Raw genomic sequence first — 21,484 nt, forward strand, 5'->3', positions numbered from 1 at the left:
CTCCTGTGCTCGTGGGTCATCTCGACCCGTTGTTCGCCTATGCACAGCTTTCCTTCCGGCCTGGCCGGCCCGCATCCGTGGCGACCACGGAACCGACCACGGAACCCGACCACGGAACCCGGCCACGGAACCCGGCCACGGATCAACGGCACGGATCGCGTTGGCGGTGGCCGCGGAGGCGGTTGGCGAGTACTGCAACGGGGTGTGGTCCGTCGGCCTGGTCCCGGTCACCGACCCGGGCATGATCGCCTCTGCGGGCGCCGGCGCCGCCCGTGACCTGGCGACCGCCGCCGCCGACGTCTACCGGTTCTCCAGCGGACCGGACGAGGCCGTCGCGGCGCCCGACGTGTCCATCCAGGCCCGGATCCTGGAGCCGCCGGCCCAGGTGCGCCGCGACCCGGGTGTGGCGCTGCAGTCGGTCAGCCACGACCCCGCGGTCATCAGGCACCTGTGCGAGGAGACGCTCGTGCTGCACCGGGGCCGGGTCGTGGAGAGCGGGCCGGTGGCGCAGGTGCTCGCCCGGCCCGAGCACCCCTACACCCGACCGCTGCTGAGCTCGGTGCCGCGCCCCGGCTGGGACCCCGCCGAGACGGTACGGCTCCGCCGGGAGATGGAGATCGACGGAGTTTTCTGATTCCCCGTCAACCGAACCCTCCGTCCCGGCGGTAGTCATCCTCGGAACATCGAGGCGGAGGCAGGGATGACTGAGTTCGCGGAGTACGTCGCGCAGCGTCACGAACGGCTGCGAAGAACGGCGTACCTCCTCACCAGGGACTGGGCGACCGCCGAGGACCTGGTGCAGACGGCGCTGGCCAAGGCGTGGGTCGCCTGGCGGCGGATCGACGGCAATCCCGATCCGTACGTCTACCGGATCATCGCCAACACGCACGCCTCCTGGTGGCGCCGGCGCTGGCGGGGGGAGATCCCCACCGAGGCCCTGCCGGACCGGGCGGTGGCCGGCGACTTCACGAGTGACGTCGGCGACCGCGACGCCCTGTGGACGGCGATCGGCGCGCTGTCGGGCCGCCAGCGGGCGGTGGTCGTCCTGCACTACTTCGAGGAGATGACCCTCGCCCAGGTGGCCGGCGTACTGGGGTGCTCCGTCGGGGCGGTGAAGAGCCAGCTCGGCAGGGCTCTCACCCGGCTCCGGGTCGATCAGGGGATTCAGACGATGACGGGAGCCAAGTGATGACTCACACCGAGGACGATCTGAGGGAGCTGCTCGCGGCGCACAGCGAGGGCGGTCGCGGGGGCGCCGCCCGGCTTGAGGAGATCGTCACGAGGGGCCGGGGGATCCGGCGGCGGCGCAGGTGGGCGGCCGCCGGGGCACTGGCCGCGGCGCTGGCGGTCGTGGCGGTCCTGACCCCGGGGCTGGTTCCCGGCGGGCAGGGGCCCAACATCGCGACCTCGGTCCAGGAGGATGACCGGCGGGAGGAGGGAGTACGGCTGGCGGGCGTCCGCTTCGCGAACGTGGGGAAGACGGAGAAGATCTCCTTCACCCCGAGGAGCGGGAAGACCTTCTACCGGGTGAACTGCACCGGCCCGGTCCAGACCTTCGTGCGCTTCGGCGACCAGGTCGACCATGGCAGGTGCGGAGGCGAGCAGGGGCGTGAGTGGTCGGTGTTGGGCAGGCTCGAAGAAGCCCGGGAGGGGGTCACCGCGGAGGTCGAGGTGTTCACCATCCAGACCTCGCGGGTCCCGGCGGACGTCACGGCGGAGTCGGAGCTCTCCGGTGCGGACTTCGAACGGGTGCTCGCGCTGGCCGAGCCGGGACCGGGCCTCTGGGAGATGGCGATCCACGACGGCGGCGGCTCCAGCCGGTCGTGCTCGCCGGACATCTGCCTGCACAACGGCACGAAGCTGGCGACGAAGGGGGAACGGAACCTGGCCGGCCTGCCCAACAGCCACACGGTTGAGAGCCGCTACTTCAAGGAGATCAACAAGAGGTTCAGGGTGAAGGCGGCACCGAGCGGCCAGGGCTCGGTGTATGTCCGGTGCGGGGGCGAGGACCTGTACGCGTTCATCTGGCCGGGCGTCGTCGGCGACAAGGTGATGGCCGTGGCCCAGCCCTGCGGGCCGAAGCCGGCGAGGTGGGACTTCCAGGCCACTGACGGTGTCACGGTCGCGGTGGTGCCGCGCGACCGGGTGCCGGCCGGGACGGACTTCCTGTCGGATCTGGAGAAGGGCGCGGACAGGGCCCGTGAGATCCTCGGCGGGCTCACGCCCGCGCCGGGGAAGTGGGAGGTCGCCGTCCAGCAGTGGGACGACCCTCCGTCGAAGGTGAAGAGGTCCTGGTCCTCCGATGGGACGGTCACCTTCTCCTACGAGGACTGACAGCTCCTACGAGGACTGACAGTGATGACATAGATGAGCGTCTCCCGCTGGAGCCCGGCCCCAGGAGTGGCTGACTTCCCGCGGGCGCAGGATCGTGATCATGCGAGCTCCCGCCCCCGCTCGGCCGGGAGGCGAGCCGTTCGGCGCTCCCGGTGCGGAGGTGCCCCACCGGGTTCCCCGGCCGGGGTGGGGCGCGGCTCCGCGAGGCGGCCGCACCCCACCCCTTCCCGCTATCGGGTGATCTTGACGTCGTCGATTCCGGCCTCGACGAGCGAGGCGGTGGAGGCGTCGGCGGCTTCGATGAGGATGCGGACGCTCTGTCCGGCGAAGGCGGAGATGTCGGCCTCGGCCGTGGCCCAGGCGCCGTTGCGGTTGGTGGCGGCGCCGAGCTGCTGGAAGACCTGGGTGGTGGTGGAGCCGACGACCTTCACGCGCAGGTAGTCGGCGCTGGAGGCGTTGGAGCCGTGTGCGAGATACCAGGAGAAGCCCAGCTTGAGGGTGCCGGAGGCGGGCAGGGTTACGGCCGGCGACTGGATGGTGGTGGTGCCGCCGTCGACGTCGTGCTCGCCGGCGGAGGCGCCGGCCAGCCGTCCGGTGACCAGGTCGTTGGTGCCGCTGACGGTGGCGCCGAGCTGCTTGGCGCCGCTGGAGGTGGTGGCCTCGGGGTCACCGCGCTCCCAGCGGCCGAGGGTGGCGGTGTCGGTGCCGCCGGGGTCGGCGGTCCAGCCGGTCGCCGTCTCGAAGGTGTCCTGCCAGACGGTCACGGGCGGGGTGGCTGTGGCGGTCGTCCACACCGCGTAGGCGATCGCGTCGGCGTTGCGGTTCAGCGCGGTGTCGTTGATGTTCGTCGTGGTGTCGCACGCCCGGTGGTAGCAGGAGTCGAACGCCTGCCCCGCCGTACCGCCCCAGAGGGTGGCCTGGGCGCTGGACTTGATGCCCTCCGCGCCGGTGAACGTGCCGCCGGCGGGGATGCCGACGCTGATGAACGGGCCGTAGTCGGAGCGGCCGTCGAAGTCGGTGCCCCGGGTGGCCACGCCGATCGAGGTGAAGTAGGCCTGGAGCGTCGCCTCCAGCTGCGCGGAGCCCGCCGGGCCGGGGCCCGAGCCGACGCCGTCGGAGTTGTCTCCGTCGTAGACGAAGTAACCGGCGTTGGGCGAGCCGACCATGTCGAAGTTCAGGTAGCCCTTGACCTTGGCCCGCTCGGCGGCGGGGAGGTTGTTGACGTAGTACTGAGAGCCGCGCAGGCCCAGCTCCTCGGCGCCCCACCAGGCGAAGCGGAGATGTTTGGTCGGGGCCAGGGCCTGGCGGGAGACCTCCAGCGCGGTCTCCAGGATGGCGGCGCTGCCGGAGCCGTTGTCGTTGATGCCCGGTCCCGCGGTCACGCTGTCCAGGTGCGCGCCGACCATGAGGATGTCGTTGGGGTCGCCGCCCGGCCAGTCGGCGATGACGTTGTAGCCGGTCGCGCCGTTGTAGGTGAACGACTGGAGGGTGGTGGTGAACCCGGCGCCGTCGAGCAGGCCCTTGACGTAGTTCGCCGAGGCGAGATAGCCGGGGCGGCCGTGCGCGCGGTTGCCGCCGTTGGCGGTGGCGATGGACTGGAGCTGGGTGAGGTGTGCCTTCACGTTGGCCAGTGAGATGTCCGGTGGGACGGCGGCCGACGCGGCCGGCGCGGTGAGCGCCAGGGGGATGGCCAGGATCGCCGCCATCCCGATGGTCCACAGGTTGCGCATCATGCTCCTCGGGTTGGGAGGGTGTGGGGGTCCCCCGAGCGGCGCGCACCTGGCGGGTGCGCGCCGTACAGCGTGGTGGTGCGCTTGGGTGGTGTCCCTCGGATCCGTCGCCTGCGGCGGCCGTCAGGTGGGGTCCGCGGGACACGGGTCAGCGGGCCGCGTCCTCCGGCGCCCGCTTGGCGGCCGTGGCGGACTTCGCCAGGGCGGCGGCGTCACGGTCGGGGATCGTGGACAGGTCATAGGCGTAGAACGCGGTGGCGTAGCCGATCGCCTTGGAGTTGCGGTCGAGCGCGGCGGCGTTGATGTTGGTGGTGGTGTCGCAGGCCGCGTGGTAGCAGGGGTCGTACGGGGCGTCCGCCGTACCGCCGAACACCGCGGCCTCCTCGGCGGTCTTGATGCCTTCGGCGCCGGTGAAGATGCCGCCGGCCGGGATGCCCGCCGCCATGAACGCGCCGTAGTCGGAGCGGCCGTCGAAGTCGGTCCCCTTGAAGCTCAGACCGCGCTTGCCGTAGAACTTCTCCAGCAGCTTCTCGATCTCCGCGGAGCCGGCCGGGCCGGGGCCGGCGCCCTCGGCGTCGGAGTCGTCACCGTCGTAGAGGAAGGTGACGTCGTTCGGCGAGGCGACCATGTCGAAGTTGAGGTAGAGCCGGATCTTGTCCCGCTCGGCCTGCGACAGGCCCGCGACATACTGGTCGGAGCCGAGCAGGCCCAGCTCCTCGGCGCCCCACCAGGCGAAGCGGAGCTTGTGCTTGGTGGGCAGGTGGGCCAGCTTCAGCGCGGTCTCCAGGATGGCGGCGCTGCCGGAGCCGTTGTCGTTGATGCCGGGCCCCTCGGTGACGCTGTCCAGGTGGGCGCCGGCCATCACGATCTCGCCCTTCTTGCCCCACGGGGAGTCGGCGATGAGGTTCTTGGTCTGGCCGACGGTGGTCTTGGCGTCGACCTTCAGGTGGACGGTCGTGCCCGGGGTGTCGGCCAGGTCGAGGCCGACGGCGGTGGAGGCGATCACGATCGGGAAGCCGAAGCGCCACTCGCGGATGTCGAACGAGAAGGGGTCGGTACGGCCCGGCTGACCCTCGTTGAAGAAGATCACACCGGCCGCGCCGGCCGCCTTCGCGTTGGTGGCCTTGTCGACGAACGGGCAGGTGCCCCGCTGGATGAGGGCGATCCGGCCCGGCACGAACCCGGCGAAGTCGGCGGCCTCGCAGCCCGCGGTGGAGGTGTTGGGACTCGGTGCCGGCGGGATGACCGCGTCGACCACCTGGACCTGCGCCGTGACGTCCCCGGGACTCGAGGAGACGACGGTGACGAAGTCGGCGGGGTTGGCGTAGGTCTTGGCCTCCGGCGTCACCTGCTGCAGGACCGAGGGGGAGAACTCCTCCCATGAGACCGGGAACTCCACGTCGGTGGTGGAGACCTTGTAGCCGGCCCGGCGCAGCTTGTCCTTGACGTAGGCGAGGGAGGCGTCGTATCCGGGGGTGCCCGCGGCGCGGGTGCCGCCGTTGGCGTCGGCGATCTGCTGGAAGCTGTCGAGGTGTTTCTTGACGTTCTTACCCTTGACCTGGGAGGACAGGGCCTCGGCCAGGACGTCGGGGAGGCCGGTCGCGGCCGCGCTCGCGGGTGGGACGAAGGCGAGCGGAAGAGTGACGGCCGTGACCAGGGTGGCGGTCCGGACCAGCGTGCGTTGCAGGCGCATAAAGCTCCTCGGGAGTGAAACTGTGGGCCCCATTCCGTGTTAAGGCGGAAGCTACCTTGATCAATGACCTTCGCCTAGGCCCACTGCCGAGGAGTTGCGCGAATAGTTACGCGGCCCGCCCGGTCCCCGGGCCGACCCTGACAGGGTTTTCTCAGGGATGTCCCGGGAACGTGGGGGTCTCCGCCCTCCGTTCAGAAGGTGAAGACCAACGATCCGGGGAGACAGAAATGCACCGTTCGAGAAATCACAAAATCATCGCCGGCGTCTGCGGTGGGATCGCGGAGAGCCTCGGCTGGTCGCCCACGGTCGTCCGGGTGCTGTGGCTGCTGCTGTCCCTCATCCCGGGGCCGCTGTGGGTCGTCTACGTGCTCATGTGGATCCTCGTCCCCAAGGCTCCCGCGGTCCACTACGGAAAATAAGCTGAGGACATGAGGCAACGCCCCCTGTCCCTGATCCAGGACGACCTGGTCGACTACGAGAAGGCCATGGAGCAGATGACCGACCTGGTCGGTCAACGGCAGCGCGACGAGCGCCCCGACACGCTCTGGCTCCTCAGCCACCCGCAGGTCTACACCGTCGGCAGGCGCACGCTGGAGCAGCACCTGCCCGACCCGTCCCACGGCATCCCGGTCGTGAGCACGGGCCGCGGCGGGCAGCTCACCTACCACGGCCCCGGCCAGCTCGTCGGCTATCTCGTCGTCAAGCTCGGGGAGGGGGAGGGGATCGTCGACTACGTCCGCGAGGTCGAGCTCCGGCTCGTCCGTGCCCTCGGCGCGCTGGACGTCCCGGCCGAACGCCGGGACACCCCGCCGGGTTCGGAGCTGCTGACGGGCGTGTGGACGGCGGAGACGGGCCGGAAGATCGTCTCGATCGGCATGCGGCAGAGCCGCGGCGTGACCAGCCACGGGTTCGCCCTCAACGTCGACGGCGACCTGGCCCCGTGGGACTGGGCGGTGCCCTGCGGCATGCCGGAGGTCGACATGACCTCGCTGAGCCGGGAGGCCCCGGCCGCCGCGGACATGGACCGGGTCCGGGCCGCGGTGGCGGAGGCGTTCGAGGCGGTCTGACCGGGGGGACCGCGGCCTGATCAGGCGATCGGCTGCTCCTCCTCGACCTCGACCGTGCGGCGCGGCCCGGTGAACCAGTGCCGGGCCGACAGCGCCCACCACAGACCCACGGCGAGGACCATCAGCCCGACCACGATCGGCGCGTAGTTGACCGCGGTCCAGGTGAACGTCTCGTCTCCCGGCGTGGCGGGGTCGTCCTTGTTGAACGGCACCCCCGCCGGGGCCAGCGGCATGACGAAGTAGATCGAGACCACGACGATCTCGATGACGGCGATCCAGCACATGACCTTGTACTTCGCGCCCAGCGTCCACGGGCCGGGCTCGAAGCGGTCGCCCATCCTCAGCCGGAGCCAGATCGGGATGGCGAAGGCGATGTAGAGGCCGACGACCGCGACCGAGACCACCGCGTAGAACGCCAGGGGGGTGCCGGTCGGGGCCTTGTAGAGGGCCGGGAGGGTCAGCACGAGCGCCGCGACGCAGCCGAAGACGATCGCGTTGACCGGGGTCCGGTCCTTGTTCACCTTCGACCAGAGCCGCCAGCCGGGGATGCCGCCGTCCCGCGAGAACGCGTAGGTCATCCGGGACATCGAGGTCACGCAGCTCATCCCGCAGAAGAACTGCCCGATCGTGGAGATGCCGAAGATCACCGTGGCCATGATCGGGGTGAGCGACGAGGTGAAGACGGCCCCCACGAAGCCGAACTCCTTGTTGACCGCGTCCACGTCGGTGGCCGCGAACAGGAACGCCAGCAGCAGGACCCAGCCGCCGATCGCGGAGTAGAAGATCGACTGCCAGAGCCCGCGGGCCGCCGCCTTCGAGGCGCCCTGGGTCTCCTCCGAGACGTGCGCGCAGGCGTCGAAGCCGGTGATCGTGTACTGGGTCAGCAGGAAGCCGAGCGGCAGCACGTAGAACCAGAACGACGTGTCGGGGAAGCCCGAGTTGTTGAAGCGCTCGGTGAAGACGAACGACAGCGACTGGTGCCGGTCCGGGCCGAAGATCAGGATGGCCACCACCACGGCCGCCCCGAACACGTGCCACCACACCGAGACGTTCTGCAGCACGGAGATGAGCCGGTGGCTGAAGATGTTGATCAGCGCGTGCAGCACCAGGATGACCGTGAAGAGGATGAAGGTGTTGCCGAGGGAGATCTCGAAGCCCTCGGCGAACCGGTTGATCGTGATGTTCATGAACGTCGCGCAGCCGTAGTCCACCGAGGCGGTCACCGCGATCAGCCCGATGAGGTTGAACCACCCGGTGAACCAGCCGTGGACCGGCCTGCCCAGCTTGGCGGCCCACCAGTAGATGCCGCCGGCGGTCGGGTAGGCCGACACCAGCTCCGACATGCACAGGCCGATGATCAGAATGAAGATCGAGATCAGCGGCCAGCCCCAGGAGATGGCGATCGGCCCGCCGTTGTTCCACGCCTGGCCGAAGGTGGTGAAACACCCGGCCAGGATGGAGATGATCGAGAAGGAGATGGCGAAGTTGGAGAAGCCGCTCCAGGTGCGGGAGAGCTCCTGCTTGTAACCGAGCTCGGCGAGCCGCTGCGCGTCCGTGTCCACAGGTGGCACTACTGGCTTGGTCATGCAAGCCTCCTTGCGTCTTACATGGGGGGTTTACTCCTGGATGAGGGGGGTCATCCGGGGGCGGGGGTCCGGGGGGCCGGCGCGCGCCGGCCCCGGACGTCGTCGACGAGCCGTCCGAACCCCGGATCGTCCAGGTCCCGTACGGCCCGCGCGAACTTGTCGGCCGCCTCCGCGTCGTAGTCGAAGTCGGCGGCCGCCGCCTGTTCCCGCAGCAGCCCGTGGTGCACGGCGAACCAGAGGGACCAGGTCAGGTTGGACATGATCAGGTTGAGCCTGACCCGCGCGATCAGTCGCGGGTCGGCCTCGCCGAAGTAGGCGCGGGTCAGCCGGCCGGCCAGGTCGGGGTCGTAGTCGGCTTCGGCGGCGATGTCGCCCAGCTCGAAGGCCGGGTCGTTGTTCCCGGAGAGCTGGTAGTCCACGATCTTGATCTCCGTGCCGCAGTGGATGAGGTTGCCCGGCAGCAGGTCGTTGTGGCAGGGCACCGCCGGCAGCGGGTGGGCGGCCAGCGCCCGCTCGATCTCCGCCGCCGTCCGCCGCCGGTCCTCGTAGCCGTCGGGTGTCGGCAGCGTGTGGGTATGGCAGAGGGCGAGGAACTCCTCAAGCTTGCGGAAGATGGAGAAGTCGTTGACGAACCGGGGTCCGGCGTGCAGGCGGCGGCAGGCCGCCGCGATCGGTCCGGGGAGCGTCCGCACGCCGTGCGCGTCGAGGGTGGCGCCGTCGAGATACTCCAGCAGCAGCGCGCCGGGCATCCGGTGCAGGACCCGCGGGCCGACCCCGGCCTCGGCCGCACGGAGCGTGTTGGCGATCTCCTGGTCGAGGGGGATGCCGAGGCCCGCCTCCGAGACGCGCGGATCGAGCACCCGCAGCAGCCAGCGCTGCCCGTCGGCCGCGTCCAACCGGGCGATCCGGTGGCTGAGCCCACCATTGATCGGCGTCTCGGTGACGGGCTGTCCGGCCCACTCCCGGACGGCTGCGAGAGCATCTGGCATGCCGCACTCCTTTGGCCTACCTTCAGACCATTGATCCGATTATCCGGACGAGTTGTTACAGAGGAGTTGCCGACCTTGGAACTTCCCAACTCTGCGCGGGCCGTCGTGATCGGCGGCGGGGTGGCCGGGTGCAGCGTGGCCTACCACCTGGCGAGGCTCGGCTGGAGCGAGGTGATCCTGGTGGAGCGGCACGAGCTGACCGAGGGGACCACCTGGCACTCGGCCGGATTCGTGGGCCAGCTCCGCTCGACCGTCACCCAGACCAAGATGATCATGTATTCGGCCGGCCTCTACCCCGAACTGGCCGAGCTGACCGGGATGGACCCCGGCTGGCGCGGGGTGGGCGGGCTCCGCCTGGCGACCACACCCGAGCGGGTGGAGGAGTCGCTGCGGCTGGCCGGGGCCGGGGAGACCTACGGCCTGGGGCTGTCCGTCCTGTCCGGCGCCGAGGCGGGGGAGATGCTGCCGCTGCTCGACGTGCGCGACGTGCGGGCCGCGCTCTGGCTGCCCGGGGACGGCTGGCTCGATCCGGCGCTGCTGGCCAGGGCGCTGGCGGCCGGGGCGGAGAAGCTGGGCGTGCGGATCTTCACCGGCACCCGCGTGACGGGGCTGGAGGTGGCCGGCGGCGCGGTCGGCGGGGTCCGCCTCGCGCTCGGCTCCGAGGAGTGGTCGGTCCGGGCCGACACCGTGGTCATCGCGGCGGGCGCGGCCAGCGGCCGGGTCGGGCGGCTGGCCGGGGTGGACATCCCGATCGTGCCGATCAAACACCAGTATGTCGTCACCGAACCTTTCGACGTCCCCTCGTCTATGCCCACGGTCCGGGACCCGGACAACATCGTCTACTTCCGTGAGGAGGGCGGCGGCATACTCGTCGGGGGATATATCCGGACTCCGGAGATCTGGGAGACCGGGCACCCGCTGGAGGAGCCCCGGACACTGTTCGCGCCCGATATGCCGAAATTTCAGGAATCGTGGGAGTCGGCGGTGCGGCGGGTCCCCGCGCTGGGCCGTACCGAGATCACGAAGGTCGTCCACGGTCCCGAGGCGTTCACCCCCGACGGGGAGTTCCTGCTCGGCGAGACGGCGGTCCGCGGCCTGTGGACGGCGGCCGGGTTCTGCGTCCACGGCCTGGCCGCCGCGGGCGGCGTGGGCAAGGTCATGGCCGAGTGGATCGTGGACGGCTCGCCGGAGTACGACGTGTTCGGCATGGATCTGCGCCGGTTCGGCGGCCACGCCCGGTCCGCCTCGTGGGCCCGGGCCAGGGCGCTCGACTCCTACTCGAAGTACTACGACGTCGTCTATCCGGGCGAGGAGCGCACCGCCGCCCGGCCGCTGCGCCGCTCCCCGGCGTGGGTGCGGCACGCGGAGCTGGGGGCGGCGTTCGGCGAGAAGTCGGGCTGGGAGCGGGTCAACTGGTTCGACTCCAACGCCGACGACCCGGCGCGGGAGGAAGTCTCCAACGCCGGCGCCCCGGCGCGGGAGGAGGGAGACGGGCGGGGAACGCGGCGGTCGCCGGAGGTCCGCCCGGCCGGCTGGGCGGGCCGGATCTGGTCCCCGGCGATCCGGCGGGAGTGCCTGGCCACGCGGGACGCGGCGGGACTGTTCGACCAGACCTCGTTCGCGAAGCTCGAAGTCTCAGGGCACCAGGCTCTGATGAGGCTGCAGCGGGCGTGCGCCGGGCAGCTCGACCGGCCCCCCGGCTCGATCGTCTACACCCAGCTGCTGAACGAGCGCGGCGGCATCGAGGCCGACCTGACCGTCACCCGTCTGGCCGAGGACCGCTTCCGCCTGGTCACCGGCACGGCCTTCGGCGTCCACGACGCGGCCTGGCTCCGCGGCCACGGCCTCGACGTCCGGGACGTCACCTCGGCCCATGCCTGCTACTGCCTGTGGGGCCCGCGCGCGCTCGACATCCTCGGCACGGTCTGCGACGACGACCTGACCTTCGGGTACATGCAGGCCAGGGAGATCAGCGTGGGGAACGTCCCGGTGCTGGCCCAGCGGGTGACGTTCGTGGGCGAGTTCGGCTGGGAGCTGTACTGCCCGTCGGAGTACGGGCTGACCCTGTGGGACACGCTCATGGAGGCGGGCACGCCGTACGGCATGCGCCCGGCCGGCTACCGGGCGATCGACTCGATGCGCCTGGAGAAGGGCTACCGGGTCTGGGGCCTGGACATCACTCCGGAGACCACCCCCGTCGAGGCGGGCCTGGGTTTCGCGGTGGCCAAGGACAAGGACTTCCTCGGCCGGTCCGCGCTTGAGACGGTGGCCCGGCGGGGCCGGCCCGGCCGGCGCGGCGGCGCGGACGGGCCCGCTCCGGACGCGCCCGCCGGAGCGCCGGACGGCCGTCAGGGGACGGAGGCTCCCGGCCCGCGCCTGCGCTGCCTCGTCCTGGACGACCCCCGCCAGGTCTGCCTCGGCGGCGAGCCGGTCCGCATCGGCGGCGCGCCGGCCTCCCGGGTGACCAGCGGCGGGTACGGCCACCGGGTGGAGCGCTCGATCGCCTACGCCTACCTGCCCGCCGGGACCGCCCCCGGCGACCGGGTCGAGGTCGGCGTCACCGGCCTCTGGACCGGCGCCACCGTCACCGCCGAGCCCCTCTACGACCCGGCCTCCGAGCGGATCAGGCGCCTGCCCGGCTGATCCTCCGCCGGTCCTCCGCCGGTCCTTGGCCGGTCCTCCGCCGGAGAGCGCGCTACCGCGTCCGCGCTCTCCGGTCGAGGACCGGCCGAGGGGCCCGGCAGGTAGGCGGGGAGCAGGCCCGTCATCACCTGCCAGACCTCCCGGTGCGCGCCCCGCTCGGCCGCCGTCCTGAGCACGGCGACGGCGTCGGCGGGGCCGTCCTCCCCGCTTGAGCAGGTCGCCCAGCACCTCCTGGTATTCCGGGCCTGACACGAACTCGGAGGTGATGCGGGTGTCGTCCTGGCGGGTCCCCCAGCGCAGCACCGCCTGCGGCTCGGCGGGCCGGTCGGTGAGCCACCGGGCGACCTTGCGTTCCGCCTCCCCGGTCAGGCGCGCCGCCCGCGCGGCAGCGGCGGGAGGACGGGACGCACGGGTGCCGGCTCCTCCGCCGCCTCGCGCCTGATCCGGCCGCTGCCGGCCAGCGCGCTCAGGGCGGCGGGCCAGCCCCGGTCGCCGCGCAGGAACCTGCCCACGCCCTCGGCCTCGGCCTCGAACAGCCTGGGCGCCATCGCCTCCAGCAGCGGGTCACCGGCCAGGTCCTCGGTGCGGGTGGCCGCGATCCAGGCGAGCGTGAACGGGTCGTGCTCGGGCGGTTCGGCGCCGGTGCCGCGCAGCAGCTCCAGGGCCAGTCTCACCCTCCGGTCGGCCTCGGGCCGCAGGCCGCGCAGCCGCAGCGCCAGCCGCACCGCGAGATCCTCCCGCCAGGCGGCGGGCCTGGCGCGCGACCAGCAGGTGGCCGGGCAGCTCGCGCGCCACCTCGCGGCGCTGGACGTCGTCGAATCCGGCCACCAGCGTCGCGACGGCGGCCGCGTCCTCGGCGTCGATCGCCGCGCGGACCTCGTTCCAGGCGTTCAGCATGATCGGGACAGTAAAGAAGCCCGCCGACAATCTTGTGTCCCTCGGCTCCGTGGGCATGGGGTTGCGTGTCTGTCCGCATGTGTTAAATTTTGGCCATGCGGTCAAAAAATGAGACGAGCGGTCAGGAGGGTGGGGCCGATGGAGGGCTCCGGCTCCGGCCGCCCCGGAATCCGGTGGACAGCCGGGCGGTCCGATGGTGGACGGGCCAGGCGGTCGTGCTCGTGGCCCCGCCGGTCCTGGTGCTGGTCCTGCTCGCTCTCCTGATCCCGCCGGCCCGGTTCTGGCTGCTGCTCCCGGCGCTCGTCATCGCGGTCCCGGGGGCCGTCTACGTGGCGGTGATGCCACGGTGGCGGTTCCGGGTGCACCGCTGGGAGACCACCGACGACGCGGTCTACGCGGCCTCCGGCTGGATCTGGCAGAAGTGGCGGGTCGCGCCGATGTCGCGGATCCAGACCGTCGACACGGTCCGGGGCCCGCTCCAGCAGATCTTCGGCCTGGCGGGCGTGACCGTCACCACGGCCTCGGCGGCGGGCGCGATAAAGATCAACGGCCTGGACCGCGCCCTCGCGGCCGACCTCGTCGAGCGGCTCACCGCCCGGACCCAGGACACCCCCGGTGACGCCACGTGAACCGCGATCGGGACACGGCCGACGACCGCCGGTATGACGGGGCGGGCCGGGTGGGCGGCGGGGCGGCCGGCCTGGAGTGGACGCGGCTCGACCCGCGGATGCCGTGGCTGAGCCTGAGCTGGGTGATCGGCCCGCTGGCGCCTGTCGCGGCCACCGCCCTGGTCGCCGGCGACCGGTTGAACCTGCAGACCGTCATCACCCTCGGCTCGATCCTCGCGGCGGCCGCCGTGATCACCTCGATCGGCCTGATCCGCTACGCCACCACCCGCTACCGGGTCACCGGCGAACGCGTCGAGCTCCGCTCCGGCCTGGTCTTCCGCAGGCGGCGGTCGGTCCCGCGTGACCGGGTGCGCAGCGTCGAGGTGACGGCCGGTCCGATGTACCGGATCTTCGGCCTGGCCGACGTCAAGATCGGCACCGGCCAGAACGACGCGGACAAGGGGCTCTCCCTCGACGGGATCTCCCGGGCCGACGCCCTGCTCCTGCGGCGGAGCCTGCTGGGCCGTACGGCCCGCTCCGACTCCGTCATCGCCGAGCTGCGCCCGGCCTGGATCCGCTACGCGCTGCTGAGCAGTTGGTCGCCGGCCATCGGCCTGGCCCCCTTCGGCCTGTTCTTCCGCGTGCTGGACATGTTCGGGATCAGCCCCACGGAGGTCGGCTTCCTCGGCGAGCTGTGGGCCGCCGTCACCGCGACCCACCCGGCCGTGGTCCTCGCCGTGGCCACCGGCGTCGTCCTGGCGATCGGGCTGACGGGGACCCTGCTGCTCTACGTGGAGTCCTGGTGGGACTTCCGCCTGACCCGCGGGCCCGGCCGCGCCCTCCTCGTCCGGCGGGGCCTGCTGACCACCCGGTCCATGTCGCTGGAGGAGCGGCGGCTGCGCGGCGTCGAGGTGGCCGAGCCGCTGCCGCTGCGCTGGGGCCGGGGGGCCAGGCTGAACGCTGTGGCCACCGGGCTCGGCGAGGACGACTCGACGGCCCTGCTGCCGCCGGCCCCGCGCGCCGAGGCCCACCGCGCCGCCGCCGCCGTACTGGGCGAGGACGTCTCGCCGACCCTCGCGCCGCTGCGCCCCCACCCCCGGGTGGCGCTGCGCCGCAGGGCCGTCCACGCCCTCTGGCCGCCGCTCGTCCTCGCGCTGCTGCTCGCGGGGCTCGCCGCGTGGCTGAGCTGGGTCCCCGCCCTGCTCTGGCCGGTCGGTCCGGCGCTGCTCCCCGTCGGGCTGCTCCTGGCCCGCGACGCCTACCGCAACCTGGGGCACGGACTCCACGGCCCCTACCTCGTCACCCGGTACGGCACGGCCCGGCGCAGGACGGTGGCGCTCCGCCGTGAGGCGATCATCGGCTGGACCGTCGGCCGCTCGCCCTTCCAGCGGAGGTCGGGCCTGCTCACCCTGGCCGCGACCACAGCCGCGGGCAAGGGCTCCTACAAGGTCAGAGACGTCTCCGTCACGCAGGGACTGGCCTTCGCCGAGGAGGCGGTGCCCGGCCTGCTGGCGCCCTTCATCCGCTGACGTCCCGGAGGTAAGATCACCTGTGATGGAGACGGGCGGAGCGGACACGCTGGCGGACCTGCTCGCCGAGGCGTCGAGGGGACGTTTCCCCGCGCCGGACGCGGGGCCGACGATCCTGCCCCAGCCGTCGCCGCGTGACGCGGGTGTCATCGCCTTCACCGCGCACAACGTGATATTCGCCGACGTCGAAGCGTCGTGGATCCACCGGCGCCTCCCCGACGGAGACCTGTCCGCGCCGCTCGGCCCCCGCTTCCTCGGCGCCCTGGAGGGACGGCTGGGCCGCCGGCTCGACAACATCGACATGCTCGCCCTCGCCGGGCCGCTTCCCGGCCGGCCGCCGATCGCGCTGACCGAGGTGTCCGCGACCGGCCACCCGAGAGCCGGACGCGCCCGCCGCTACCGTGACGACGTCCGGACGTGGACCTGCCCGGGCGGCCTCCTCGTCGTCGGGCGCGGCGTGGCGGGCCGCTGGGAGGTCGCGGTCGAGATCGATCCGGAGCACCGGGGCCGGGGCCTGGGAAGGGCCCTGGCCTGCGCGGCCCGTCAGCTCACCCCGCACCCGCTGTGGGCCCAGATCGCCCCCGGCAACGCGGCCAGCGTCCGGACCTTCCTGGCCGCCGGATACGTCCCGGTGGGCGCCGAAGCGCTGTTCTCCCCGTAGGCCGGTCCTCCTTCCCGCGTACCGGATCGGTGGAAGGCGTTAGACGGTGCCGAGGCAGGTGACGGTCCGGTGGACCGGGATGCCGGGGGTGGGCGGCGCCTGCGTGCGGTTCACCCAGCAGAAGTCCACCCCGGCGGCCTGCGCGCAGCCGCCGTCGCTCGCCGGCGAGTCGCCGACCATGAGCGCGTCACCGGCCTTGGCCTCCAGCAGGTCCAGGGTGTGGTGGAGCAGCTCTCCGTCGGGCTTGCGCAGACCGACCTCGGGGGCGATCACCACGTGCTCGAAGAACCCGCCGATCCGGGTGCGGCGGAGCTTGGCCCGCTGGACGTGGGCGATGCCGTCGGTCACCAGGGCCAGCCTGAACCGCCGGGACAGCCGCCGCAGAGCGGCTCTGGCCTCCGGGAACAGGGTCACGTTCCGGCCGAGCGCGTCTTCGAACGCGGCCGCGACCGAGGGGAGGGCGTCCATCCTGGCCCAGCGTTCCAGCCGCAGCTCGGCCAGGGTGATCCGGTGTTCGCGGTAGGCCGCCCAGAGCGGCTCGTTGGCGGCGTGGAAGCGCGCCAGGAACTCGGCGCGGCCCATCTGGAAGAAGCGGTGGTGCACCTCATGAAGCGCGCCGCGCTCCGTTTGGGCGTAGTCGACCACAGTCCCGTCCAAGTCGACCAGCAGCACCTGGTGTCGACTCTCCCTCGCCGAGCCCATCGCGCTCCGACAGCCGGAGGATCTCCCCGACCGTCGCCGCGTCCGCGGCGTAGATGTGCGGAACGTCGACGAAGACCCTCATTGACCCACAGTCCACCCCGAGATCGCCGGCGACCTCGTTCTGAATACTACGCAGCGGCACATAGTTCAGATAGGAGGTGAACACGTTCTGCGACCGGAACGCGGCGGTCATCACCAGCCGCCCGTCACGGAGCCGGAAGGCCAGGCTGGTCAGGCAGGGCACCGCGTCGGGAGACTCACCCGGGACGGTGAGGGAGATCCAGCCACTCTTGGTGTACGGCTTGGCGCGCAGCACGTCGGCGACCCAGCGGAGCTGGTCGACGCCGAGGAGCTGGCGGAGCCGGCCGCCGTAGCTGTATTTGAAGGGCGGCAGGACCGCGCACTCGCTGAACTTGCCGGCGTACAGCGGGATCTTCCCCGAGTCGCCGTAGGACTCCAGGATCGGATCGTCCCAGCCGAGCCTGGCGATCTCGAACAGCACCGCCTGGGCTTCGATGATCGGACCCCGGTCGTCCTCGGCGGGCCTGCCGCTGTCCTGCACGTGTCGCATCAGCCAGATCCACGTCTCCCCACAAGACGCGAATCTGAGGAGGTCGGGCATTCAGGTCTCCACGTTGGGGAAATGGAAGGGGTTGTGTGGGAGTCTGCGCTGCCGGGAGACGTTGGCGCGGACGTAGTAGACGAAATAGTGCAGCAGGGAGAGCAGTCCGATGACCACCAGGAGCAGGGCCGCGTTGGGTTCGGTCCTGACCAGGCCGAGCACGCCGACGGCGATGTAGGAGCTGTTGACCAGGGCCAGCATCATCACGTTGATCCCCGGCCAGGCGAGCGGCGCGTACGTCTCGGGGTAGCGGGGGTCCACCGGCAGGTTGGGGGTCCAGCCGAGGGCCGAGAAGTGGTCCTTGAGCTGGACCACGTAGAGCAGGCGGAAGTTGTTGAGCGCCCGCGCGGTCCGCATGTGCGCGTTCACCGCCTCGATCAGCCGCAGGAACGGCAGGATGTTGAGCAGTCCGAACGCGGCGATCGTCGCGAACAGATACCACGGCACGCCGCCCCAGGAGGTCAGCGCCCCCGGATTGACCACCTTCGCGCTCGCCAGCGCGATGGCGGCGGCGAACGGGGCGGCGAGCAGGCTCATGGAGAGCCTGGTCATCTTGAGCCGTTCGTCCTTGGCCGCGAGATAGACGTGGTAGGTCCCGCTGAAGTCCACGGCCACGAGCTGGAGGAAGTCCTTCGGTTCCACGGGCAGGTCGTCGAGCCTCTCGGGCAGCGATTCCGCGGTCATGCGCGGCAACATCTTCCGCATCGGGACCCACTCTCGGGGGCTGGCGGACTTGCGCGGTAAGAAGATTTTGACGCACTTGTCAGTCATGCGCGCGCCATTCGGCACATCTTCCACAACTTCTCCGAGCTCCCCGGCGTCTAATGGATGACGTTGTCGGGCACGGGGGTTCGCACAGCATGGGATTGACGCCGCTCGCACCTGGTGACCCTCTGCGGCTGGGCGGATACCGCCCGGCCGGCCGGCTGGGCGCGGGTGGCCAGGGGATCGTCTACGAGGCATATGACGCCGAGGGCGGCCGGGTCGCGATCAAGGTGCTGCACGGGGACGTGGCGGCCGACTCGGGGCTGCGGGTGAGGTTCGCGAAGGAGGCGGAGGCGGCCCGCCGGGTGGCGTCGTTCTGCACCGCCCGGATCCTCGCGGTGGACTCCGACGCGGCCAGGCCGTACATCGTCAGCGAGTTCGTCGCCGGGCCCGACCTGCGGGCGGCGGTCCGCGAGGCCGGCCCCTACGCCGGCGACGCCCTGCACCGGCTGGCCACCGCGCTGGCCACCGCGCTGACCGCGATCCACCGCGCGGGGGTGGTCCACCGCGACCTCAAGCCGGAGAACGTGCTGCTCGGCCCGGACGGGCCCCGAGTGATCGATTTCGGCGTGGCCAGGACCGACGAGATGTCGCTGACCACGACGGGCGTCGTCGCGGGGACGCCGACGTACATGGCGCCCGAGGTGTTCGTCGGGCAGCGGGCGGGCCCCCCGGCGGACGTGTTCGCCTGGGGCGGGGTGCTGCTGTACGCGGCCACCGGCAAGGACCCGTTCCAGGCCGAGAGCCTGGGCGGCGTGATGCACCGGGTGCTCACCGTCGACCCCGACCTCGGCGACATCCCCGAGCCGCTGCGCTCGCTGATGGCCGCCGCGCTGGCCAAGGCGGCGGCCGACCGCCCGACCGCGCACGCGCTGCTGATGGGCCTGCTGGGCGGCGAGGACCGGACGGCCGGTACGGCCGGCCCGGCCGTGCCCGGAGCGGGGACGGCCGGCGGGCCCCCGTCCGAGACCTCGCCGGCTCCGGCGGCCGAGGAGCGGGAGGCCGAGGACCTCAGGGCGGGGGTGCGGGCCGCACGGGAGGTCCTGCCGCCCGGATCCGGGCTTCCCGCGCTCGGTGTGATCGCCGAGGAGGCGTTCAGCGCGCTGACGCCCCAGCAGCAGGCCGACGCGCCCGGGGTGCTGCTCCGCATGATCGGTGACGGTTCGATCCAGCGCGTCGAGTGCGGGCCGGAGGACGAGCCGGTGATCGCCCGTTTCGCCGGAGCGGGGCTGCTGATCAGGGAGGGCACCACGGCCGTTCCGGCCGGGGCCGCCCTGCCGTGGGCCTGGCCCCGGCTGCGGGAGTGGCTGGCGGCCGAGCGCGACGGGCTGCCGGTGCACCGGCGGCTGGCCGAGGCGGCCCGGGTCTGGGAGGAGCGCGGACGGTCCCCGGGAGATCTCTACCAGGGGGAGGCGCTCCGGGAGACGCTGCAGTGGGCCGCGACCGAGCGGCGCTATCTGGGGGTCAACCTCAGGGAGCGGCGGTTCCTCGACGCCGCCTCGGCCGTGGAGCGGCGGCGCCGGAACAGGCGGCGGCTGGTCACCGCGGGGATGGCCGTGCTGCTCGCCTTCTCGCTGGGCGTGACCGCGATCGCCCTGCGGCAGCGCCAGACTCTCGCCGCTCAGACCGAGGATCTGCAGCGGCAGCGGGACGAGTCGGCGGCCCGGGCCGCCGCCGCGCGCGCCGACGACCTGCGCGACTCCGACCCCCGTACGGCCATGCGGCTCAGCGTGGCCGCCTGGCGGATCGCCCAGGTGCCGGAGGCGCGTTCCGCGCTGCAGGCCGCGCTGGCCCAGGTGAAGGTCGACGTGTTCACCGACCCCGACGCCACCTCCAGGGCCTCCTACGTCCTCACGCCCGACGCGCGGACGCTCGTGCGGGCCCACGGCGGCGAGGTCCGCATGTACGACGTGGCCACCCACCGGCCGGTCCGGACGTTCAAGGGGGTGGGGAAGCTCGCCGTCGTGACCGCGGCGAGCCCCGACGGCTCGACCGTCCAGGTCGGCGGGCGGCTCTGGGACAGCGCCACGGGCCGGGCCTTCGGCCCGGCGATCCCCGAGGGGGCGCGGGCGGAGCTGGAGCCGGAGCGGCGGCTGATCTCGGCCGTCGGCCCCGGCACGCTGGTGATGCGTCCGCTGGACGGGGGCGGGCCGCTGGTCTCGGCGACCGGGTTCGAACCGGAGGGGACCGTCTCGCCCGACGGCCGGTGGGCGGCCGTGGCCGGGCGTCAGGGCAGCGTCGAGGTCTGGGACCTGACCAGGGGGAGGCGGGTGTTCGTCCGGAAGGCCGGCGGTCCCGTCAGCTCCCGGGGGGAGCGGGGGGCGCCGCAACTCGCCTTCAGCCCGGACGGCTCGACCCTCGCGGTCGGCGGCGACACCTCGATCACGTTGCTCGACCCCGCCGACGGGAGCCGGCGGGGGGAGGACTTCGCGAGCACCGGCGGCGGCGCGCTCACCTTCAGCCCGGACGGCCGCTTCCTCGCGGAGCAGGCGGAGGAGGCACTCTTCCTCTGGAAGGTGGCCGACCGCACCATATCCGCGCGGTTTCCCCTGGCGGCCGCCGGGAACGCGCGGTTCACCGCCGACAGCCGGACGCTGCGGTATCCGACCGGATACGGCTCGGTCGTCTCGATCGACGTCAGCGCCGTCACCCACACCGACACCCTGAACGTGCCGCAGGAGCGCAGCGGCTGGGAGAGCGCGGTGTTCGCCCCCGGAGGCCGGGTGCTCGCCTACGCCAACCTGGGCGTGGTCCGACTCTGGGACCCCACCCGGCTGGCCCCGATCGGCGGCCCGCTGAGCGTCGACGCGGGTTCGGCCGGGGCGTTCAGCCCGGACGGCAGGACGCTCGCCGTCCCCCGCCGGGACGGCTCGGCGGTGACCCTGTGGGAGGTCGCCACCCGCAAGAGCCTGGCCACCCTGAACACCGGGGCCGCGGCCGGGGCCGGGGCGGTCACCGCCCTGGCGTTCGGCGGAGACGGCCGCACGCTCGCGGCGGGTGTGACCGACGCGGACGGCGCGGGCGAGGGGAGGGTGCGGATCTGGGACGTGCGTGCGCGCCGGATCACCGCGACGGTGGACGTGCCGTCCGTCCAGAGCCTGGCCTTCCGCGGCTCCGGGGGAGGGGTGCTCTCGGTGGGGGCCGACCTGGTCGCGCTCCCCGGCGGGCGGACGCTCCGCGGTCCCGCCGGGGTCGGCGGCCCGGACGTCCAGGCCGCCGCCTTCAGCCCGGACGGCCGAGTCCTGGCCCTCGGGCTCGCCGACCAGCGCGTGCTGCTGTGGGACGTCGAGCGCGGTGCGCGGCTGGGCGTCCTGGGCGTCAGGGGGTCCCAGCAGCTCCTGCGCTTCTCCCCCGACGGCCGGGTGCTCGTCACGGCGGGAGACGGAGACGGGGTGCGCCTGTGGGACCTGGCCGCCCAGCGGGAGATCGGCTCCCTTCCGGCCGGTGCGGCCGCCCTCGACCTGGCCTTCAGCCCGGACGGCCGCGTCCTCAACGCGGTGGCCCGCGACGGCTCGGTCAGCCGCCTGCCGGTGGACCCCTCCCTGGTCGCCGAGTCGGTCTGCGCCCGGACCGGCACGGGCCTGCGGGCGGCGGAGTGGGAGCGGCTCATCCCCGGCGTCCCCTACCGCGAGACCTGCGGCTGACGGGCCCACCGCGA

18 protein-coding genes are annotated in these 21,484 nt (G+C 72.4%); 10 read left to right on the plus strand and 8 right to left on the minus strand.

Annotated elements, in window-relative coordinates; genetic code table 11:
• Positions 1-166 precede the first annotated feature (166 nt).
• The 3 genes from ACZ6R6_RS45335 (at position 167) to ACZ6R6_RS45345 (ending at position 2,334) form a co-directional block, all read left to right on the plus strand.
• Positions 167-634: an ABC transporter ATP-binding protein gene (locus ACZ6R6_RS45335; RefSeq protein WP_470103366.1), complete on the plus strand. Its 468-nt coding sequence runs from the start codon at positions 167-169 to the stop codon at positions 632-634.
• A gap of 66 nt (positions 635-700) precedes the next feature.
• Complete coding sequence (locus tag ACZ6R6_RS45340; protein WP_470103313.1) at positions 701-1,189, plus strand: SigE family RNA polymerase sigma factor; 489 nt, start codon at positions 701-703, stop codon at positions 1,187-1,189.
• Entirely contained in the window at positions 1,189-2,334 is a 1,146-nt protein-coding gene (locus ACZ6R6_RS45345; RefSeq protein WP_470103315.1) for a hypothetical protein, read from the plus strand. The genes ACZ6R6_RS45340 and ACZ6R6_RS45345 overlap by 1 nt, the downstream gene beginning before the upstream one ends.
• 230 nt (positions 2,335-2,564) lie before the next feature.
• Here ACZ6R6_RS45345 and ACZ6R6_RS45350 read toward each other — a convergent pair whose 3' ends face one another.
• Together ACZ6R6_RS45350 and ACZ6R6_RS45355 are read right to left on the minus strand one after the other, a co-directional pair.
• Positions 2,565-4,067, minus strand: a complete 1,503-nt coding sequence (locus ACZ6R6_RS45350; RefSeq protein WP_470103317.1) for a M28 family peptidase — start codon at positions 4,065-4,067, stop codon at positions 2,565-2,567.
• 145 nt (positions 4,068-4,212) lie between these two features.
• A complete protein-coding gene (locus ACZ6R6_RS45355; RefSeq protein ID WP_470103319.1) occupies positions 4,213-5,757 on the minus strand; it encodes a M28 family metallopeptidase in 1,545 nt (514 codons plus the stop codon).
• Between the two features lie 227 nt (positions 5,758-5,984).
• On the opposite strand from ACZ6R6_RS45355, the gene ACZ6R6_RS45360 reads away from it, so the two are divergent.
• Both ACZ6R6_RS45360 and lipB read left to right on the plus strand, forming a co-directional pair.
• Positions 5,985-6,176, plus strand: a complete 192-nt coding sequence (locus ACZ6R6_RS45360; protein ID WP_306860073.1) for a PspC domain-containing protein — start codon at positions 5,985-5,987, stop codon at positions 6,174-6,176.
• 9 nt (positions 6,177-6,185) lie between these two features.
• Positions 6,186-6,824 carry a lipoyl(octanoyl) transferase LipB gene (gene lipB / locus ACZ6R6_RS45365; protein WP_470103321.1) on the plus strand — a complete coding sequence of 213 codons (639 nt, stop codon included), beginning with the start codon at positions 6,186-6,188 and terminating at the stop codon, positions 6,822-6,824.
• Positions 6,825-6,844: 20 nt separating this feature from the next.
• Here the strand turns inward: lipB and ACZ6R6_RS45370 are convergent, their stop codons facing one another.
• Together ACZ6R6_RS45370 and ACZ6R6_RS45375 are read right to left on the minus strand one after the other, a co-directional pair.
• Entirely contained in the window at positions 6,845-8,410 is a 1,566-nt protein-coding gene (locus tag ACZ6R6_RS45370) for an amino acid permease (RefSeq protein ID WP_470103323.1), read from the minus strand.
• Between the two features lie 50 nt (positions 8,411-8,460).
• On the minus strand, positions 8,461-9,399 hold the full coding sequence (locus ACZ6R6_RS45375) for a phosphotransferase family protein (RefSeq protein ID WP_470103324.1): 939 nt from the start codon (positions 9,397-9,399) through the stop codon (positions 8,461-8,463).
• Positions 9,400-9,474: 75 nt separating this feature from the next.
• Between ACZ6R6_RS45375 and ACZ6R6_RS45380 the strand changes: the two genes are divergently transcribed.
• Positions 9,475-12,042 carry a GcvT family protein gene (locus tag ACZ6R6_RS45380; protein WP_470103326.1) on the plus strand — a complete coding sequence of 856 codons (2,568 nt, stop codon included), beginning with the start codon at positions 9,475-9,477 and terminating at the stop codon, positions 12,040-12,042.
• Positions 12,043-12,407: 365 nt separating this feature from the next.
• Here the strand turns inward: ACZ6R6_RS45380 and ACZ6R6_RS45385 are convergent, their stop codons facing one another.
• The gene (locus ACZ6R6_RS45385; RefSeq protein ID WP_470103328.1) at positions 12,408-12,767 is read right to left on the minus strand and encodes a hypothetical protein; all 360 of its coding nucleotides are present in this window, start codon (positions 12,765-12,767) and stop codon (positions 12,408-12,410) included.
• A gap of 267 nt (positions 12,768-13,034) precedes the next feature.
• Between ACZ6R6_RS45385 and ACZ6R6_RS45390 the strand changes: the two genes are divergently transcribed.
• Genes ACZ6R6_RS45390 through ACZ6R6_RS45400 form a run of 3 tightly spaced genes read left to right on the plus strand, consistent with a single transcriptional unit; the run spans position 13,035 to position 15,737 of the window.
• Positions 13,035-13,568, plus strand: coding sequence for a PH domain-containing protein (locus ACZ6R6_RS45390; protein WP_470103330.1), 534 nt, complete (start codon positions 13,035-13,037; stop codon positions 13,566-13,568).
• Positions 13,565-15,076: a PH domain-containing protein gene (locus ACZ6R6_RS45395; protein WP_470103331.1), complete on the plus strand. Its 1,512-nt coding sequence runs from the start codon at positions 13,565-13,567 to the stop codon at positions 15,074-15,076. Before ACZ6R6_RS45390 ends, ACZ6R6_RS45395 begins: the two co-directional genes overlap by 4 nt.
• A gap of 25 nt (positions 15,077-15,101) precedes the next feature.
• The gene (locus ACZ6R6_RS45400; protein WP_470103333.1) at positions 15,102-15,737 is read left to right on the plus strand and encodes a GNAT family N-acetyltransferase; all 636 of its coding nucleotides are present in this window, start codon (positions 15,102-15,104) and stop codon (positions 15,735-15,737) included.
• 39 nt (positions 15,738-15,776) lie between these two features.
• Here ACZ6R6_RS45400 and ACZ6R6_RS45405 read toward each other — a convergent pair whose 3' ends face one another.
• Genes ACZ6R6_RS45405 through ACZ6R6_RS45415 form a run of 3 tightly spaced genes read right to left on the minus strand, consistent with a single transcriptional unit; the run spans position 15,777 to position 17,745 of the window.
• Complete coding sequence (locus tag ACZ6R6_RS45405) at positions 15,777-16,409, minus strand: HAD-IA family hydrolase (protein WP_470103334.1); 633 nt, start codon at positions 16,407-16,409, stop codon at positions 15,777-15,779.
• A complete protein-coding gene (locus ACZ6R6_RS45410) occupies positions 16,342-17,010 on the minus strand; it encodes a thymidylate synthase (protein WP_306860055.1) in 669 nt (222 codons plus the stop codon). Before ACZ6R6_RS45410 ends, ACZ6R6_RS45405 begins: the two co-directional genes overlap by 68 nt.
• Positions 17,011-17,061: 51 nt before the next feature.
• Positions 17,062-17,745, minus strand: a complete 684-nt coding sequence (locus ACZ6R6_RS45415; RefSeq protein WP_470103336.1) for a hypothetical protein — start codon at positions 17,743-17,745, stop codon at positions 17,062-17,064.
• A gap of 176 nt (positions 17,746-17,921) precedes the next feature.
• On the opposite strand from ACZ6R6_RS45415, the gene ACZ6R6_RS45420 reads away from it, so the two are divergent.
• Positions 17,922-21,470 (plus strand): protein kinase domain-containing protein, encoded by a 3,549-nt coding sequence (locus tag ACZ6R6_RS45420; protein ID WP_470103338.1) that lies wholly within the window; start codon positions 17,922-17,924, stop codon positions 21,468-21,470.
• Positions 21,471-21,484: the final 14 nt, after the last annotated feature.

This window comes from Streptosporangium sp. NPDC048886 (assembly GCF_055586905.1).